At 71.3% G+C, this 14,838-nt stretch carries 13 protein-coding genes; 10 read left to right on the top strand and 3 right to left on the bottom strand.

The features are described 5' to 3' along the window. Positions 1 to 285 precede the first annotated feature (285 nt). Positions 286 to 1,959, top strand: a complete 1,674-nt coding sequence (locus tag ABZ070_RS27970; protein ID WP_356638102.1) for a hypothetical protein — start codon at positions 286 to 288, stop codon at positions 1,957 to 1,959. A gap of 42 nt (positions 1,960 to 2,001) precedes the next feature. On the opposite strand, the gene ABZ070_RS27965 is transcribed toward ABZ070_RS27970, so the two are convergent. Next, entirely contained in the window at positions 2,002 to 2,778 is a 777-nt protein-coding gene (locus tag ABZ070_RS27965) for a hypothetical protein (RefSeq protein WP_356638105.1), read from the bottom strand. Positions 2,779 to 2,860: 82 nt separating this feature from the next. On the opposite strand from ABZ070_RS27965, the gene ABZ070_RS27960 reads away from it, so the two are divergent. From ABZ070_RS27960 to ilvD, 4 genes are all read left to right on the top strand, one after another. Continuing rightward, positions 2,861 to 3,793 (top strand): Ppx/GppA phosphatase family protein, encoded by a 933-nt coding sequence (locus ABZ070_RS27960; RefSeq protein WP_356638101.1) that lies wholly within the window; start codon positions 2,861 to 2,863, stop codon positions 3,791 to 3,793. A gap of 22 nt (positions 3,794 to 3,815) precedes the next feature. Continuing rightward, positions 3,816 to 4,634 carry a sugar phosphate isomerase/epimerase gene (locus ABZ070_RS27955; protein WP_356638100.1) on the top strand — a complete coding sequence of 273 codons (819 nt, stop codon included), beginning with the start codon at positions 3,816 to 3,818 and terminating at the stop codon, positions 4,632 to 4,634. Next, positions 4,631 to 5,311: a TetR family transcriptional regulator gene (locus tag ABZ070_RS27950; RefSeq protein ID WP_356638099.1), complete on the top strand. Its 681-nt coding sequence runs from the start codon at positions 4,631 to 4,633 to the stop codon at positions 5,309 to 5,311. Before ABZ070_RS27955 ends, ABZ070_RS27950 begins: the two co-directional genes overlap by 4 nt. Positions 5,312 to 5,413: 102 nt before the next feature. Continuing rightward, positions 5,414 to 7,267 carry a dihydroxy-acid dehydratase gene (ilvD, locus tag ABZ070_RS27945; RefSeq protein ID WP_356638098.1) on the top strand — a complete coding sequence of 618 codons (1,854 nt, stop codon included), beginning with the start codon at positions 5,414 to 5,416 and terminating at the stop codon, positions 7,265 to 7,267. An 84-nt stretch (positions 7,268 to 7,351) separates the two neighbouring features. Here ilvD and ABZ070_RS27940 read toward each other — a convergent pair whose 3' ends face one another. After that, positions 7,352 to 9,544, bottom strand: a complete 2,193-nt coding sequence (locus tag ABZ070_RS27940) for a PQQ-binding-like beta-propeller repeat protein (RefSeq protein WP_356638104.1) — start codon at positions 9,542 to 9,544, stop codon at positions 7,352 to 7,354. Between the two features lie 243 nt (positions 9,545 to 9,787). On the opposite strand from ABZ070_RS27940, the gene ABZ070_RS27935 reads away from it, so the two are divergent. The 5 genes from ABZ070_RS27935 (at position 9,788) to proC (ending at position 13,215) form a co-directional block, all read left to right on the top strand. Beyond that, entirely contained in the window at positions 9,788 to 10,042 is a 255-nt protein-coding gene (locus tag ABZ070_RS27935; RefSeq protein WP_356638103.1) for a peptidase, read from the top strand. A gap of 33 nt (positions 10,043 to 10,075) precedes the next feature. Further along, positions 10,076 to 10,606: a hypothetical protein gene (locus ABZ070_RS27930; RefSeq protein WP_356638097.1), complete on the top strand. Its 531-nt coding sequence runs from the start codon at positions 10,076 to 10,078 to the stop codon at positions 10,604 to 10,606. A 169-nt stretch (positions 10,607 to 10,775) separates the two neighbouring features. Further along, a complete protein-coding gene (locus ABZ070_RS27925) occupies positions 10,776 to 11,549 on the top strand; it encodes an ABC transporter ATP-binding protein (RefSeq protein WP_356638096.1) in 774 nt (257 codons plus the stop codon). Further along, positions 11,546 to 12,283 carry an ABC transporter permease gene (locus ABZ070_RS27920; RefSeq protein ID WP_356638095.1) on the top strand — a complete coding sequence of 246 codons (738 nt, stop codon included), beginning with the start codon at positions 11,546 to 11,548 and terminating at the stop codon, positions 12,281 to 12,283. Before ABZ070_RS27925 ends, ABZ070_RS27920 begins: the two co-directional genes overlap by 4 nt. Positions 12,284 to 12,405: 122 nt before the next feature. Next, positions 12,406 to 13,215, top strand: a complete 810-nt coding sequence (proC, locus tag ABZ070_RS27915) for a pyrroline-5-carboxylate reductase (RefSeq protein ID WP_356638094.1) — start codon at positions 12,406 to 12,408, stop codon at positions 13,213 to 13,215. Positions 13,216 to 13,297: 82 nt separating this feature from the next. Here the strand turns inward: proC and trpS are convergent, their stop codons facing one another. Then, a complete protein-coding gene (trpS, locus tag ABZ070_RS27910) occupies positions 13,298 to 14,296 on the bottom strand; it encodes a tryptophan--tRNA ligase (RefSeq protein WP_356638093.1) in 999 nt (332 codons plus the stop codon). Positions 14,297 to 14,838: the final 542 nt, after the last annotated feature.

The raw sequence follows: 14,838 nt of genomic DNA, 5'->3' as shown, positions 1-14,838 counted from the left end.
GCCGCCCGGCCGATGGACGGAGGGGAGGGGGAGCGTACGGGCGTGTGACGGGAGCAGGGTGAGGGGGCGCGCAGGCGTGCGACGGGGAGAGGGGAGAGGGAGCGCGCAGGCGTGCGCCAGGGGACGGAGGGGACAGCGCGCGGCGTGCGCCGGGGAGCGCGGGCGGTAGTACACGGGCGCCGGAATTGGCTGTTCCTGTCCCCCTTCGAGGGAACTGTTCACCCGTAGGGATTAAAAGTGTTCAAGGGGTGCGAACGGCCTGTGCTCCTGCCCTACGGTCACGGAGTGACGAGCAGCAGGCTGGAACCCCCTACCCACACCACCGGTGCACACCGGGCGCACCGGCGCGCCCCCCGTACGTCGCCGCAGAGGCCGCCCGCCCGTTACGAGCCGTACCTGGACGGCCTGTTCACCTACTGCCTCTCCGTGCTGTGCGACCACGACGCGGCTACGGCGGTGCTCGGTGACGTCCTCGCCATCGCCGAACGGCAGCACGGACGCTGCCCGGCCGGCGCGGCGGAGCGGAAGGCCTGGATGTACGCGCTCGCACGGTGGGCCTGCCTGCGCCGGCTGACCGAACAGCGGCGCAGGCGCCAGGGCGCCCACACCGGGCGGCCCGCGGCACCCGAGGAGAGCGCCCCCCGCGTCCCGCCGGAGACCGTGGAGCGCCACCGTGCCGAACTGGCCGAGCTGGCCTGGCCCGAGGCCGCCGGCACCACGCCCGAGCAGCGCGAAGCCCTCGAACTCGCCGTACGCCACGGCCTCGGGGCCGGTCAGGTCGCCGCCGTCCTCGGCGCCGAACCGGCCGCCACCCGCGAGCTCCTCGCGGCCGCGGCCTGCGAGGTGGAGCGCACCCGCGCCGCCCTCGCCGTCGTCGAGAAGGGCGACTGCCCGGCTGTAGCACGGCTCACCGGCGACAATCGCGTGCTGCTCTCCGCGGCGCTCCGCCAGGAACTGGTGCGGCACGTCGACGACTGCCCGCGCTGCCGGCGCGCCGCGGAGCGCGCCGGCGCGGGCGGGCCGTGGCCCGGCTCGGCCGTCACACCGGCCGCACTGCCGCTGGTCGAGGCTCCGCGGACCGCCGCGTACCTGGCGATGACGCACGTGCCCCGCGCGCGAGCGGGCGGTCCGCGCTTCGGCCCCGGCGGCTTCCCCCTGGACCCGAAGGACCACGCCGCCCGCCGTGACCGGCTGCGGGCGCGCGCCGTGACGACGACGGTCGTGGCCACGGTGGTGGCGGCCCCGGTGCTCGCCCTGTGGGCGGCGTACCGAGGAGCGCCGCTGACCGGAGAGGCGCGGGGCGGCCCCGCCGTCAGTGCAGGCGAGCATACGAACGGGGGAGAGGCGGCTGCCCCGTACGACCACTACGAGAACGCGGGCAACGCGAACGTGACGCCGGACCCGCGGTTCACGGCGAACCGGCGCTCGCCGGACGTCTCGGTCGAGGTGATCAGCGACGAGGCACCCGTGTCGCCGACCGTGCCCGGACAGCCGGGCCCCGGCCGGATCACGGTCGAGGCGGAACCGGCCGGCAACGGCACCCGCATCACGCTCACCGCGTCCGGCGGCTCCCCGGTCGCCTGGTCCGCTTGGACCGGTGCGCACTGGCTGTACCTGAGCCAGGCCTCGGGCACGCTGAACCCCGGCGAAACGATCACCCTGTATGTCGTCGTCGACCACTCCCGCGAGCCGGCCGGGCCCTGGCGGGCCCGCGTGGGGGTCGATCCCTCCGGGGCGGTCGTGTCGATTCGCGGCCACGGCGCGACGACTCCCACGGCCCCGCCGTCCTCGCCGGCCCCGGATCCGACGCCGCCGTCGAGCCCGCCGCCGTCCTCGCCGGACCCGGATCCGACGCCGCCGTCGAGCCCGCCGCCGTCCTCGCCGGACCCCGGCCCGACCCAGTCGCAGCCGACTCCCACCCCGCCCACCGAACCGGCGACACCCCCGCCGGCGAACTGAAAGGCGGCGCCCCGGTCCCGCCGGGGCGCCCTCGCTCCTCCGTCAGGAGGTACCCCCGCGCGGGGGGGCCGCCGGGTGGGGGGCCAGGAGGGGCAGGGCCGAGGCGAGCCGGGCCTCGCACAGCTCGACCAGCACGTCGTACGCGGCCTTGCCCATCAGCTCCGTGAGCTCCGGGCGGTACGTCACGTACACCGGCTCACCGGCGCCGTGCGCGGACGTCGCCGAGGTGCACCACCAGTGCAGGTCGTGGCCGCCCGGGCCCCACCCGCGGCGGTCGTACTCGCCGATCGACACCTGGAGCACGCGAGTGTCGTCGGGGCGGTCGATCCACTCGTACGTGCGCCGCACCGGCAGCTGCCAGCACACGTCGGGCTTGGTCTCCAGCGGCTCGCGGCCCTCACGCAGCGCCAGGATGTGCAGCGAGCAGCCCGCCCCGCCCGCGAACCCGGGGCGGTTCTGGAAGATGCAGGATCCCTTCCAGCGGCGCGTCTGGCGCTCCCCGTCGTCGTCCTGCTGCACCCAGCCGGTGCTCGTGCCGACGTCGTGGAACTCCCACAGGTCCGGAGTTAGCCGCGCCACGTGCCCGGCGACCCGCTTCTCGTCGTCCTCGTCGGAGAAGTGCGCCCCGAGCGTGCAGCAGCCGTCGTCCGCGCGCCCCGCCTGGATCCCCTGGCAGCCGCTGCCGAAGATGCACGTCCAGCGGGAGGTCAGCCAGGTCAGGTCGCAGCGGAAGACCTGCTCGTCGTCCGCGGGGTCGGGGAACTCCACCCAGGCGCGGGCGAAGTCCAGACCCTTCTCGTCCTCTTGGATCTTCTTCATCGGGTTGGCTTTGCCCGGCTTCGCCTTTTTCGTCTTTGGCACGGGTCCAGCGTATGCGTGCGGCCGCAGTAGCGTTCCGTCCATGAGACTCGGAGTCCTCGACGTCGGTTCGAACACGGTGCACCTGCTGGCAGTCGATGCCCACCCCGGTGCACGGCCGCTGCCCGCCCACTCGCACAAGGCCGAACTGCGCCTCGCGGAACTGCTCGACGAGGACGGGGCGATCGGCCCCCACGGCGTCGACCGTCTCATCGACACCATCACCGGCGCCCTCCAGGCCGCCGAGGACAAGGGCTGCGAGGAGGTCCTCGCCTTCGCGACCTCCGCGGTGCGCGAGGCCACCAACGCGGACGCGGTACTGGCACGGGTCAAGGACGAGACCGGCGTCGTGCTGACGGTGCTGAGCGGCGAGGAGGAAGCCCGTCTCACCTTTCTCGCCGCCCGCCGATGGTTCGGCTGGTCGGCCGGGAAACTGCTTGTCCTCGACATCGGCGGCGGCTCCCTGGAAATCGCGTTCGGCATCGACGAGGACCCCGACAAGGCCGTGTCCCTGCCGCTCGGCGCCGGACGGCTCACCGCGGGCATGCTGCCCGGCGACCCGCCGGACATGAGTGACGTGAAGGCGCTGCGCCGCCATGTGAGGGCGGAGATCGCCCGTACGGTCGGCGAGTTCAGCCGCTTCGGCAGGCCCGACCACATCGTGGCGACCTCGAAGACCTTCAAGCAGCTGGCCCGGATCGCCGGTGCCGCCCGCTCGGCGGAGGGACTGTACGTGCAGCGTGATCTGAGTCGCAGTTCGCTGGAGGAATGGGTTCCGAAGCTGGCCGCCATGACCGTCGAGCAGCGCGTCGGCCTGCCCGGCGTGTCCGAGGGGCGGGCCCGCCAGATACTCGCAGGAGCCCTGGTCGCGGAGGGTGCGATGGACCTGTTCGGCGTGGAGGAGCTGGAGATCTGCCCCTGGGCGCTGCGCGAGGGACTCATCCTGCGCCGTCTCGATCACCTCCCTACCGCCTAGTTCGGCCCCGTACGCTGTCTCCGTGGCAGAACCAGTGGTGCGCATCCCGGATGCGAAGGTTGTCCTGTCGACTGCTTCCGTCTATCCGGAGTCGACGGCTACGGCCTTCGAGATCGCCGCGCGCCTCGGCTACGACGGTGTCGAGGTCATGGTGTGGACCGACCCCGTCAGCCAGGACATCGAGGCGCTGCGTCGGCTCTCCGACTACCACCAGATGCCCGTGCACGCCGTGCACGCGCCCTGTCTGCTGATCACCCAGCGCGTGTGGTCCACCGATCCGTGGGTCAAGCTGCAGCGGGCGCGCGCCGCGGCGGAGAAGCTCGGGGCGTCGACGGTCGTCGTGCACCCGCCGTTCCGTTGGCAGCGGCAGTACGCCCGTGATTTCGTCAGCGGGATCTGGCGGATGGCGAACGAGACGGACGTGCGGTTCGCGGTGGAGAACATGTACCCGTGGCGCTACCGGGACCGCGAGATGCTCGCGTACGCCCCGGACTGGGACGTCACCAAAGAGGACTACCGCCACTTCACGGTCGACCTCTCACACACGGCGACCGCCCGCACCGACACCATGGCGATGATCGACCGCATGGGCGACCGGCTCGGCCATGTGCACCTCGCCGACGGCAGGGGGTCCGCGAAGGACGAGCACCTCGTCCCCGGCCGTGGTGACCAGCCCTGCGCCGAACTGCTGGAGCGGCTCGCGCGTACGGGCTTCGACGGCCATGTCGTCATCGAGGTCAACACGCGGCGCGCCATGTCCGCCGCCGAACGCGAGGCCGACCTGGCGGAGGCGCTGGCCTTCACGAGGCTGCACCTCGCATCGGCCACCCGCATCTCATGACGGAGGAGCGCAGACGCCGCGGCCGTCCGGCCCGCAAAGCGGCGGACGAGGGGCCGGGGGCCCAGGAGCGCATCCTCCAGGCGGCGCGCACCGAGTTCGCGGAGCGGGGCTACGACAAGACCACCATGCGCGGCATCGCCAGGGCGGCCGGGGTGGACGCGGCACTCGTGCACCACTACTTCGGCACCAAGGACGACGTCTTCGCGGCCGCCATCGAGGTCTCCTTCGAACCGGCGATGGTCGTCCCGCAGATCCTGGGGCAGGGTGCGGCGGGCATCGGCGAGCGGCTGGCTCGATTTTTCATCGGCGTGTGGGAGAACCCGGCGACCCGCGCCCCGATGCTGGCCGTCATACGGTCCGCGCTGACCCATGAGGCGGCGGCGAAGGTGCTGCGCGGGTTCGTACTGCGGCGGCTGCTGGAGCGGGTCGCGGCGGAACTGGACGTACCGGACCCGCGGTTCCGTGCCGAGCTCGCCGCCTCGCACATGGTCGGCATCGCGATCCTGCGGTACGTGATCCAGGTGGAGCCGCTGGCGTCGGCGGATCCGGAGGACATCGTGCGGATGGTGGCGCCGACCCTCCAGCGGTACCTGACGGAGGCCGACCCGTCGGGCCCGGCTGCGCCCGCTCCGCCGGACGCCGCCGGCACCCCGGACAGCCGGGCGACCGAGGACTGAGCCACTCGTCCCGCATTTCGGACATGATGTCCAGATCTTGGAGTGGCGGCGTAGGCTCGACTAAGACCCATCCGTCCTCAGGACGCCTAAGGAGCGAGCGCGATGCCCGAGCTGAGGTCCCGCACAGTCACCCACGGTCGCAACATGGCGGGCGCCCGCGCCCTTATGCGGGCCTCCGGTGTACCGGGCGCGGACATCGGCCGCAAGCCGATCATCGCGGTCGCGAACTCCTTCACCGAGTTCGTGCCGGGCCACACCCACCTCCAGCCGGTCGGCCGGATCGTCTCCGACGCCATCCGGGAGGCGGGCGGCATCGCGCGCGAGTTCAACACGATCGCGGTCGACGACGGCATCGCGATGGGCCATGGCGGCATGCTCTACTCGCTGCCGTCGCGCGACCTGATCGCCGACTCCGTGGAGTACATGGTCGAGGCCCACTGTGCCGACGCCCTGATCTGCATCTCCAACTGCGACAAGATCACCCCGGGCATGCTGAACGCCGCCCTCCGGCTGAACATCCCCACGGTCTTCGTCTCCGGCGGCCCCATGGAGTCCGGCCGGGCCACCCTGGTCGACGGCACGGTCCGTACGCTCGACCTGGTCGACGCGATCTCCGATGCCGTGAACGACAAGATCTCGGACGAGGACATCCTCCGCATCGAGGAGAACGCCTGTCCGACCTGCGGCTCCTGCTCCGGCATGTTCACCGCCAACTCGATGAACTGCCTGACCGAGGCGATCGGCCTGTCCCTGCCGGGCAACGGCTCGGTCCTGGCCACGCACACGGCCCGTAAGCAGCTGTACGTCGACGCTGCCCGGACGGTCATGGACATCACTCGCCGCTACTACGAGCAGGACGACGAGACGGTCCTGCCGCGGACCATCGCGAACGTCGCGGCCTTCGAGAACGCCATGGCCCTCGACATCGCCATGGGCGGTTCGACCAACACGATCCTGCACCTGCTGGCCGCGGCCCAGGAGGCGGGAGTCCCCTTCGGCCTCGACGAGATCAACGAGGTCTCCCGCCGCGTGCCCTGTCTCGCCAAGGTCGCCCCGAACGTCGCCAAGGACCGTACGTACTACATGGAGGACGTGCACCGTGCCGGCGGCATCCCCGCCCTGCTCGGCGAGCTGCACCGGGCCGGCCTGCTCAACGAGGACGTCCACTCCGTGCACAGCCCGTCGCTGGCGGACTGGCTGAAGACCTGGGACGTGCGCGGCGGCTCCCCGTCCGCCAAGGCCGTCGAGCTGTGGCACGCGGCCCCCGGCTGCGTCCGCTCCGCGGAGGCCTTCTCCCAGTCCGAGCGCTGGGAGGCCCTCGACGAGGACGCGGCCGGCGGCTGCATCCGCTCGGCGGAGCACGCGTACTCGAAGGACGGAGGCCTGGCGGTCCTGAAGGGCAACCTCGCGGTCGACGGCTGTGTCGTGAAGACGGCCGGCGTGGACGAGTCGATCTGGACCTTCGAGGGCCCGGCGGTCGTCTGCGAGTCGCAGGAGGAGGCCGTCCAGAAGATCCTCACCCAGCAGGTCAAGGACGGCGACGTCGTCGTCATCCGCTACGAGGGCCCCAAGGGCGGCCCCGGCATGCAGGAGATGCTCTACCCGACCTCGTATCTGAAGGGCCGCGGCCTCGGGAAGACCTGCGCGCTGATCACGGACGGCCGCTTCTCCGGCGGCACCTCCGGCCTCTCCATCGGCCACGCCTCGCCCGAGGCGGCCGCGGGCGGCACGATCGCCCTGGTCGAGGACGGTGACCGCATCCGTATCGACATCCCGAACCGCACGATCGAGCTGCTCGTCGACGACACCACGCTGGCCGCCCGCCGCGAGGGGCTGAACGGCGCGTACGCCCCGAAGTCCCGCGAGCGCAAGGTCTCCGCCGCCCTGCGGGCCTACGCCGCGATGGCCACGAGCGCCGACAAGGGCGCCGTCAGGGACGTCTCCAAGCTGGGCTGACCCTGGGCCGATCACCCCCGAGCCGACCGGCACCGGGCCGACCCGCCCCGGGGGTGACCCGCTCACTTCAAGGACCCGGCGTGCTCACCAGCGCGTCGGGTCCTTCGCGTCCACCGCGAAGACCGACCCGTCGGGGGCGGTCGCGAACACCTTGCCGTCGGCATGGACCGGCGCGGGCAGCATGGACGCGAGCCTGGAGCCGTCGTCCGCCATACGCGGCGGAGTCTGGCCGGTGAGCCGGCCGAGCTTCGCGTCGACGGCGAGCAGCCGCCCGTCCGCTGCCGACACGTACACCGCGCCTGTGCCGGCGACCGGGCGGGAGAGCCGGGCGGCCGAGGTCTCCAGCCGCCACAGCTGCGAGCCGCCGTGCGCCTTCGTGGTGTCGAGGGCGAGAAGCGAGCCGCCCGCGCCGGCGAGCAGGACCATGTCGCCGGCCACCCCTGCCTGCGCCTGGTCGACCGGTACGGCGAGCGGGATGCGACGGACGGCCCGGCCGGCATCGGCCGTGTCGAGGCGTACGACCGCGGTGGTGAAGCCGTCGGCGTCCGCGGCGAGCAGATGCAGAACGCCGTCGTCCGAGAGCTGCACGGGATGGAGCGAGCCCGGCAGCCGCTTCGTCCAGAGCCGCTCGCCGTGCGCTGTGTCGAAGGCGCTGACCTGGGTGGACGTGCCGTCCGGCGAGGATGTGGCGGTGAGCGCCGGTCCGCCACCGGCGGAGGCGACCAGCTGGGACCCGGGTCCGCCGTGCCGCTGCTGCCAGCGGTCACGGCCCGTCGCGGAGTCGACCGCCCGGACCGTACCGGTGTCCGACATCAGCAGCACGGTGTCGCCGACGGAACGGACCGTGGCATACGCGGAGACGTCCATGTCCCAGCGCACCGCACCCGTGGCGGGATCGAGCGCCTCGTACCGGCCGCTGCCGGGCGTCATCACCTGCAATAGCCCTCCGGCGACAACGGGGACCAGGCTCTCGTCGCTCTGCGCGGACGTGCCGGCCCGCGCCGCGACCGACCAGAGCACCTTTCCGTCCGCGGGGTTCAGCCGGGCGGCCTTCACACCGGGCGCACTGCAGTAGAGACCGCCGCCCGTCGCCGTGCAGACCGGGGTCCCGTTCGCGCCGTCGCCGCCGGGGAGGGCGGCGTTCCACGGGCGCAAGCGTTCCTTGGCGCGTGTCGTGACGGGGGGACGGTCCCCGCCTTCGCCGTCCGTCAGTGCGCCGACGGCCACGATCCCGCTCGTCAGCAGCAGGGCGAGTGCCGCGGCGCTCGCCCTCCAGCGCGCCTTCCTGCCGAACGGCTTCCGCGACGAACCGGCCGGGCCGCTGCCGCCGTCCGCCCCGGGGCCAGGAGCCCCCGAGGCCTGGGCCGCTTTTGTGACGGGCCGGGGGTTCTCGACGGGATCCGGCTCGCGCTGCGCCGGTATGTACGCCTGGGTGTCGCACGCCGACGAGGGCGACGACGCACGCAACGCGACCATCAGCTCGTACGGCGTCGGCCGCTCCCGCGGGTCCTTGGCGAGACAACGCGCCAGCAGCGGTACGAGATCCTCCGGCACCCCCGCAAGGTCCGGATCGTTGTGCACCACCTGGTACGCCACGATGTACGGGCTGTCGGAGTCGAACGGGCCCCGACCGGTCGCCGCGTGCACCAGCACCGCACCGAGCGCGAACACATCCGCCTCCGGCCCGACCTCGCGCGGCCGCTGGAACTGCTCGGGCGCCATGAACGGCGGTGTGCCGATCAGCTTGCCCGTCTCCGTGTGCAGATCGCTGTCCGAGGGACGCGAGATACCGAAGTCGATGACTTTCGGTCCATCTGCCGCCAGAAGCACATTGCTTGGCTTGAGGTCGCGGTGCACCACGCCGGCACGGTGGATGTCGCGCAGCGCCTCCGCGAGACCCGCGCCCGCCCTGCGCAGCCCGACCGGATCCAGGGGGCCGTTCCGCTTCACCCGCTCCGCGAGCGTCGGGCCGTCGATGAAAAGGGTGGCCATCCATGGCCGTTCGGCATCCGGGTCGGCGTCGACGACCGGCGCGGTGAACGCTCCGCTGACCCGGCGGGCGGCCGTGACTTCCTGCCGGAAGCGGGCCCTGAACTCCGGGTCGGAGGCGTGCTCGGCGTGGATGACCTTGACCGCGAGTCGCAACCCCGAGGCGGAGGTGGCCAGATGGACGACGCCCATGCCTCCGTTGCCCAGGCATGCCTCCAGGCGGTACTGGCCCGCAAATTCCGGATGCTCCGCTTCCGGGAACGGCCCGGTGCTGCGCAGCGGTGGCATCTCCCACCCCCGTCTGATGGTGCGCACACGCGACGCTCGGAGCCTAGTCGATGGTGCGTGCGATCCGGCCATGGCTTGCTAGCCTGCGCGCGGCGGACACGCCGGCCATGCACATCGACGACAACGGGGGAAAGTCCGATGGCACTTGACGAGATCCAGAACGCGGAGAAGCGGAACGCGGACACGCACGACACCGAGGTCCAGGGCGCCGAGATCGCGGGTGCGGCCGACGCGCTGCAGCCCATGGCCGCCAGGCGCTACCCGGTCGCGCCGGGCGTCCGGCTGAACGTCCGCAGCGGCCCCGGCACCCAGTACCGACTCGTCAAGATCCTGCCGTACGGCGCAAGCGTGCCGATCTACTGCCAGAAGCCCGGCGAGACCATCTCGGGCCCGTACGGGACGACCAGCCTCTGGGACAACATCGCCAACGGCCAGTTCGTATCCGACGCCTACGTACAGACCGGGAGTGACGGCTACGTCGCTCCGCGCTGCTCCTGACCGGTCACCGGCGCACGCGGGATAATCGACCCCGTGAGCGACCAGACCGAGAACAGCACCGCACACGGCCCGGCCGGTACCGGCGGCCCCGAGCCCGAGCCCATCCGTTTCTTCGGCACGACCTGGGTCGGCCACGACGGGGGCTACGGGCTGCGCCGGGCCGGTCTCGCCGCCGGCTCGCTGATCACCGCCTTCGCGGCCGCCATGGTGCTGCGCTTCGCCTACCAGGGCCTGGCGATCGCCGAGGTCGGCAGCTTTGTGAACGTCATCGTCGTGGTCATGTTCGCGGTGTGCAGCGCCATCGCCTTCCGCAAGACCTGGGAGAGCTTCTCCCGCCGGCCCGACGGTTCCCCGGCCGAGGACTCGCTGCGCAGCCTGAAGATGATCGGCTTCATCGGCTCCCTCATCGCCTACTTCCTGCGTTGTTTCTTCGAGGCACCCGGCGAGAAACTCCGTCGCGCCGAGTACGAGACGGCGCTCAAGCAGTACGAGAAGCGGCGCAGCACCCGTAGCGGCAACCCCGCCGGCCGTCGGCCGAAGGGCGGCAGACCCAAGCGCAGCTGACCAGCCGGCATCCGACAGCCAGGCACCCAACGGTCAGGCACCCAACAGCCAGGCGTCCAGCGCCCAGCATTCAAAAGACACGACCTCGGCCCGCGCCCGGTCGCACCCGTCAAGGTGTGGCCGGGCGCGAGTCTTGACGGCTCGCACACCCGGGCGCATTATTCATCGCATGATGAATTGCTCGGAGGTTGCCGTCCTGGCCCGTGGCCTCACCGCCGTACGCGGCGACCGCACCGTCCTGCGCGGTCTCGACTTCACCGTCCTCCCCGGCCGCATCACCGGCCTCCTCGGTCCTTCCGGCTGCGGCAAATCAACCCTGATGCGCGCGGTCGTCGGCACCCAGGCCAACGTCACCGGCACCCTGGAGATCCTCGGCCGCCCTGCCGGCGACGCCGCGCTCCGCTCCCGCATCGGCTACGTCACCCAGGCGCCGTCCGTCTACGACGACCTCACCGTCCGCCAGAACCTCGACTACTTCGCCTCCGTCCTCCTCCCGGGCCGCCACCATCGCGACACCCGCGACCAGCACGTCACCCGGGCGATCGCGGACGTCGACCTCGCCTCGCACGCGGACTCGCTCGCCGGCCGGCTCTCCGGCGGTCAGCGCAGCCGGGTCTCACTCGCCGTCGCCCTGCTCGGCACCCCCGAGGTCCTCGTCCTCGACGAACCCACCGTCGGCCTGGACCCCGTCCTCCGCCGCGACCTCTGGGACCTCTTCCACCGCCTCGCCGACGAACGCGGCACGACGATCCTCGTCTCCTCCCACGTCATGGACGAGGCCGAACGCTGCCACCGGCTCCTCCTCATGCGCGACGGCGGGATCCTCGCCGAGGACACCCCGGACGACCTGCGCATCCGCACCCGCTCGGAGACCGTGGAACAGGCCTTCCTCCACCTGGTCGACGAGGCCGACGCCAACGCCCTTCAGGAGAACGTCCGATGAGCCCCGCCCGCACCCTCGCCACCGCCGCACGCGTCCTGCGTCAGCTCCGCCACGACCCTCGCTCCATCGCCCTGATGATCCTCGTGCCGTGCGTGATGCTGTTCCTGCTCCGCTTCGTCTTCGACGGCAGCCCGCAGACCTTCGACTCCATCGGCGCCTCGCTGCTCGGGATCTTCCCGCTGATCACGATGTTCCTGGTGACCTCCATCGCCACCCTGCGTGAGCGCACCTCCGGCACCCTGGAACGCCTCCTCGCCATGCCGCTCGGCAAAGCCGACCTGATCGCCGGCTACGCCCTCGCCTTCGGACTCGTCGCCGTCGTCCAGTCCGTCCTCGCCACCGGCCTCGCACTGTGGGGCCTGGGTCTCGACATCGTCGGCTCGCCCTGGCTACTGCTCCTCGTCGCGCTCCTCGACGCGCTCCTCGGCACGGCGCTGGGACTCTTCGTCTCCGCCTTCGCCGCCTCCGAGTTCCAGGCGGTCCAGTTCATGCCGGCCGTGATCTTCCCCCAACTGCTGCTGTGCGGCCTGTTCACCCCGCGCGACAACATGCAGCCCGTCCTCGAAGCCATCTCCGACGTGCTGCCCATGTCCTACGCCGTCGACGCCATGAGCGAAGTACTGCGCAACCCCGACGTCACCGGGGACTTCGTCAGGGACGCCCTGGTGGTCGCCGCCTGTGCCCTGCTCGTCCTCGCCCTCGGCGCGGCCACCCTGCGCCGCCGGACCGCCTGACACCCACCGCCCGGCCAAGGCCGCAGCCAAGCGCACGTACCGGCACTCGGACACCACGGCACGCCCGAGCCCCTGGTGAAAGGATGTCCGCACGTATCCCCACCGGCGAGGTGAACAGAGCCATGACCCAGACAGTCGCAGTCCTCGGTACGGGCAAGATCGGCGAAGCGCTTCTCAGCGGAATGATCCGCGCCGGCTGGCGGCCCGCGAACCTGTTGGTCACCACTCGACGCACCGACCGCGCTGAGGAGCTGCGCACCCGCTACGGCGTCGAGCCCGTCACCAACGCCGAAGCCGCCAAGCGCGCCGACACACTGATCCTCGCGGTCAAGCCCCAGGACATGGGCAAGCTCCTCGACGAACTCGGCCCCCACATCACCGCCGACCGCCTCGTCATCAGCGCCGCCGCCGGTATCACCACCTCCTTCATCGAGGAGCGCCTGGCCGCAGGCGCCCCTGTCGTCCGCGTCATGCCCAACACCCCCGTGCTCGTCGACGAGGGCATGTCCGTGATCTCTGCCGGCAGCCACGCAACGACGGAGCACGTCGCCCACGCCGAGGAGATCTTCGGCGGGGTCGGCAAGACCCTCCGCGTCCCCGAGTCCCAGCAGGACGCCGCAACCGCCCTCTCCGGATCCGGGCCGGCATACTTCTACTTCCTCGTCGAGGCCATGACCGACGCCGGCATCCTCCTCGGCCTGCCGCGCGCCCAGGCCCACGACCTGATCGTCCAGGCCGCGATCGGCGCCGCCGTGATGCTCCGCGACAGCGGCGAGCACCCTGTGAAACTCCGGGAAGCAGTCACCTCCCCCGCCGGCACCACCATCAGCGCCATCCGCGAACTCGAGAACCACGGCGTACGAGCCGCACTGATCGCCGCCCTCGAAGCGGCGCGCGACCGCAGCCGCGAGCTCGCCTCCGGAAACGGCTGAGGCGGCTCTTCGGGGCAGGCCTGCCGTCGTGAACCGTGACGGCAGGCCGCACCCTGTGTCCCGCGCGTGTCTCCCGTGCGCTTCAGGCGGGCGGCAGCAGACCGATCGCCCGGTACGCCGCATCGACCGTCGGGCGGGCCATCGCCCTCGCCCGCTCAGCGCCCTTCCTCAGTACCTCGTCGACATGTCCCGGATCGGCCGCGAGCTCGGCGTGCCGCTTCCTGATCGGCCTCAGCAGCTCCTCCACCGCCTCGGCCGTGTCCTTCTTCAACGCTCCGTACGACTCGTACGCACCGGCAAGCTCGCCCGGGTTCCGTCCCGAGCAGGCCGACAGGATCTCGAGCAGATTGGCCACGCCGGGCCGTTCCTCCCGGTCGTACTCGACGTCACGCCCGCTGTCCGTGACGGCCCGCATGATCTTCTTGCGTACGACATCGGGCTCGTCGAGCAGATAGACGATGCCCGCCCCCGCTGCATGGGACTTCCCCATTTTTGATGTCGGGTCCTGCAGATCCATGACGCGGGCCGCCACCGGCGGGTGCGTCGCCCGCGGAACGGTGAAGGTGTGCCCGTAACGCTGGTTGAACCGCACCGCGAGATCACGCGTCAGCTCGACGTGCTGCGTCTGGTCCTCGCCGACCGGTACCTCGTCGGTCCCGTACGCCAGGATGTCCGCGGCCATCAGAACCGGATACGTCAGCAGGGACAGCCGCACGCTCTGCCCGGCCGCCCGGGCCTGCGCACCCTTCTCCTTGTACTGGATCATCCGGCGCAGCTCGCCGTCGGTCGCGGTGCATTCGAGGATGTAGGAGAGGCGGGCGTGCTCGTCCACATGGCTCTGCACAAAGATCGTGCAGAGTTCGGGATCCAGACCTGCCGCGAGCATCAGCGTCGCGGCCTGGCGGCTGAGTCTGCGGACCCGCCCCGGGTCGTGCTCCACCGTCAGGGCATGCAGATCGACCACGCTGAACAGCGCGTCCGCCTGCAGCTGGTCCACCTCGACCCACCGGCGCATCGCTCCGAGGTAGTTGCCGAGGGTCAGATGGCCTGTCGGCTTGATCCCGCTGAAGATCCGCGTCATCTCGTTCTCCGTCTCCTGGTCGAAGCCGCCGCGTCCAGCGGCCGGGCTCCCGGAGGGAGACACGCGAACGGCCGCCGAAGCGGCGGCCGTGGGTGCGTACGTGAGTGCCGGCCGCCGTCAGGCGGCCCACCACTGGGTGAGGCACGTACGCGATGTCATGGGCTCAGGGTACGCCCGCAGGCCGCAGGTTGACAGCGAGAACCTCCGTCCGTAGTGTTCTCCGAGTTGTCCGACGTGAGCACCGACTCCGGTCGGCCCCGGACAGCCATTCAGCAAGAACCACTTCTGGCGAGCGGCATTACATGTCGCCTGTCTTTCGTGTGCTTTTGCGAAATGAGGAATCCGCGTTCGAAGGAACGCCGGCCCGATTAGCGTCGGGAGGCAGGATTCCGCTAAAGTCTCACTCGTCGGAACGGCCCAACAGCCGGGAAGACACCCCCCTCTGATTGGGAATCAGGCCCGAAAGGATCTGATAGAGTCGGAAACGCCGGAAGGCCGAAAGGCCGGAAAGCACACCGAGGAAATCGGATCGGAAAGATCTG

This window comes from Streptomyces sp. NPDC006283, from assembly GCF_040613325.1.
In the GTDB taxonomy this organism is placed as follows: domain Bacteria; phylum Actinomycetota; class Actinomycetes; order Streptomycetales; family Streptomycetaceae; genus Streptomyces.
This window is presented reverse-complemented; position numbering and strand designations above follow the sequence as displayed.

Bases quoted from the DNA above. Each gene is read 5' to 3' on its own strand.
- ABZ070_RS27960 (WP_356638101.1), top strand. From the start codon at position 2,861: ATGAGACTCGGAGTCCTCGACGTCGGTTCGAACACGGTGCACCTGCTG.
- ABZ070_RS27935 (WP_356638103.1), top strand. From the start codon at position 9,788: ATGGCCGCCAGGCGCTACCCGGTCGCGCCGGGCGTCCGGCTGAACGTC.
- ABZ070_RS27965 (WP_356638105.1), bottom strand. From the start codon at position 2,778: ATGAAGAAGATCCAAGAGGACGAGAAGGGTCTGGACTTCGCCCGCGCC.
- ABZ070_RS27940 (WP_356638104.1), bottom strand. From the start codon at position 9,544: ATGCCACCGCTGCGCAGCACCGGGCCGTTCCCGGAAGCGGAGCATCCG.
- trpS (WP_356638093.1), bottom strand. From the start codon at position 14,296: ATGACGCGGATCTTCAGCGGGATCAAGCCGACAGGCCATCTGACCCTC.
- ABZ070_RS27925 (WP_356638096.1), top strand. From the start codon at position 10,776: ATGATGAATTGCTCGGAGGTTGCCGTCCTGGCCCGTGGCCTCACCGCC.
- ABZ070_RS27950 (WP_356638099.1), top strand. From the start codon at position 4,631: ATGACGGAGGAGCGCAGACGCCGCGGCCGTCCGGCCCGCAAAGCGGCG.
- proC (WP_356638094.1), top strand. From the start codon at position 12,406: ATGACCCAGACAGTCGCAGTCCTCGGTACGGGCAAGATCGGCGAAGCG.
- ilvD (WP_356638098.1), top strand. From the start codon at position 5,414: ATGCCCGAGCTGAGGTCCCGCACAGTCACCCACGGTCGCAACATGGCG.
- ABZ070_RS27920 (WP_356638095.1), top strand. From the start codon at position 11,546: ATGAGCCCCGCCCGCACCCTCGCCACCGCCGCACGCGTCCTGCGTCAG.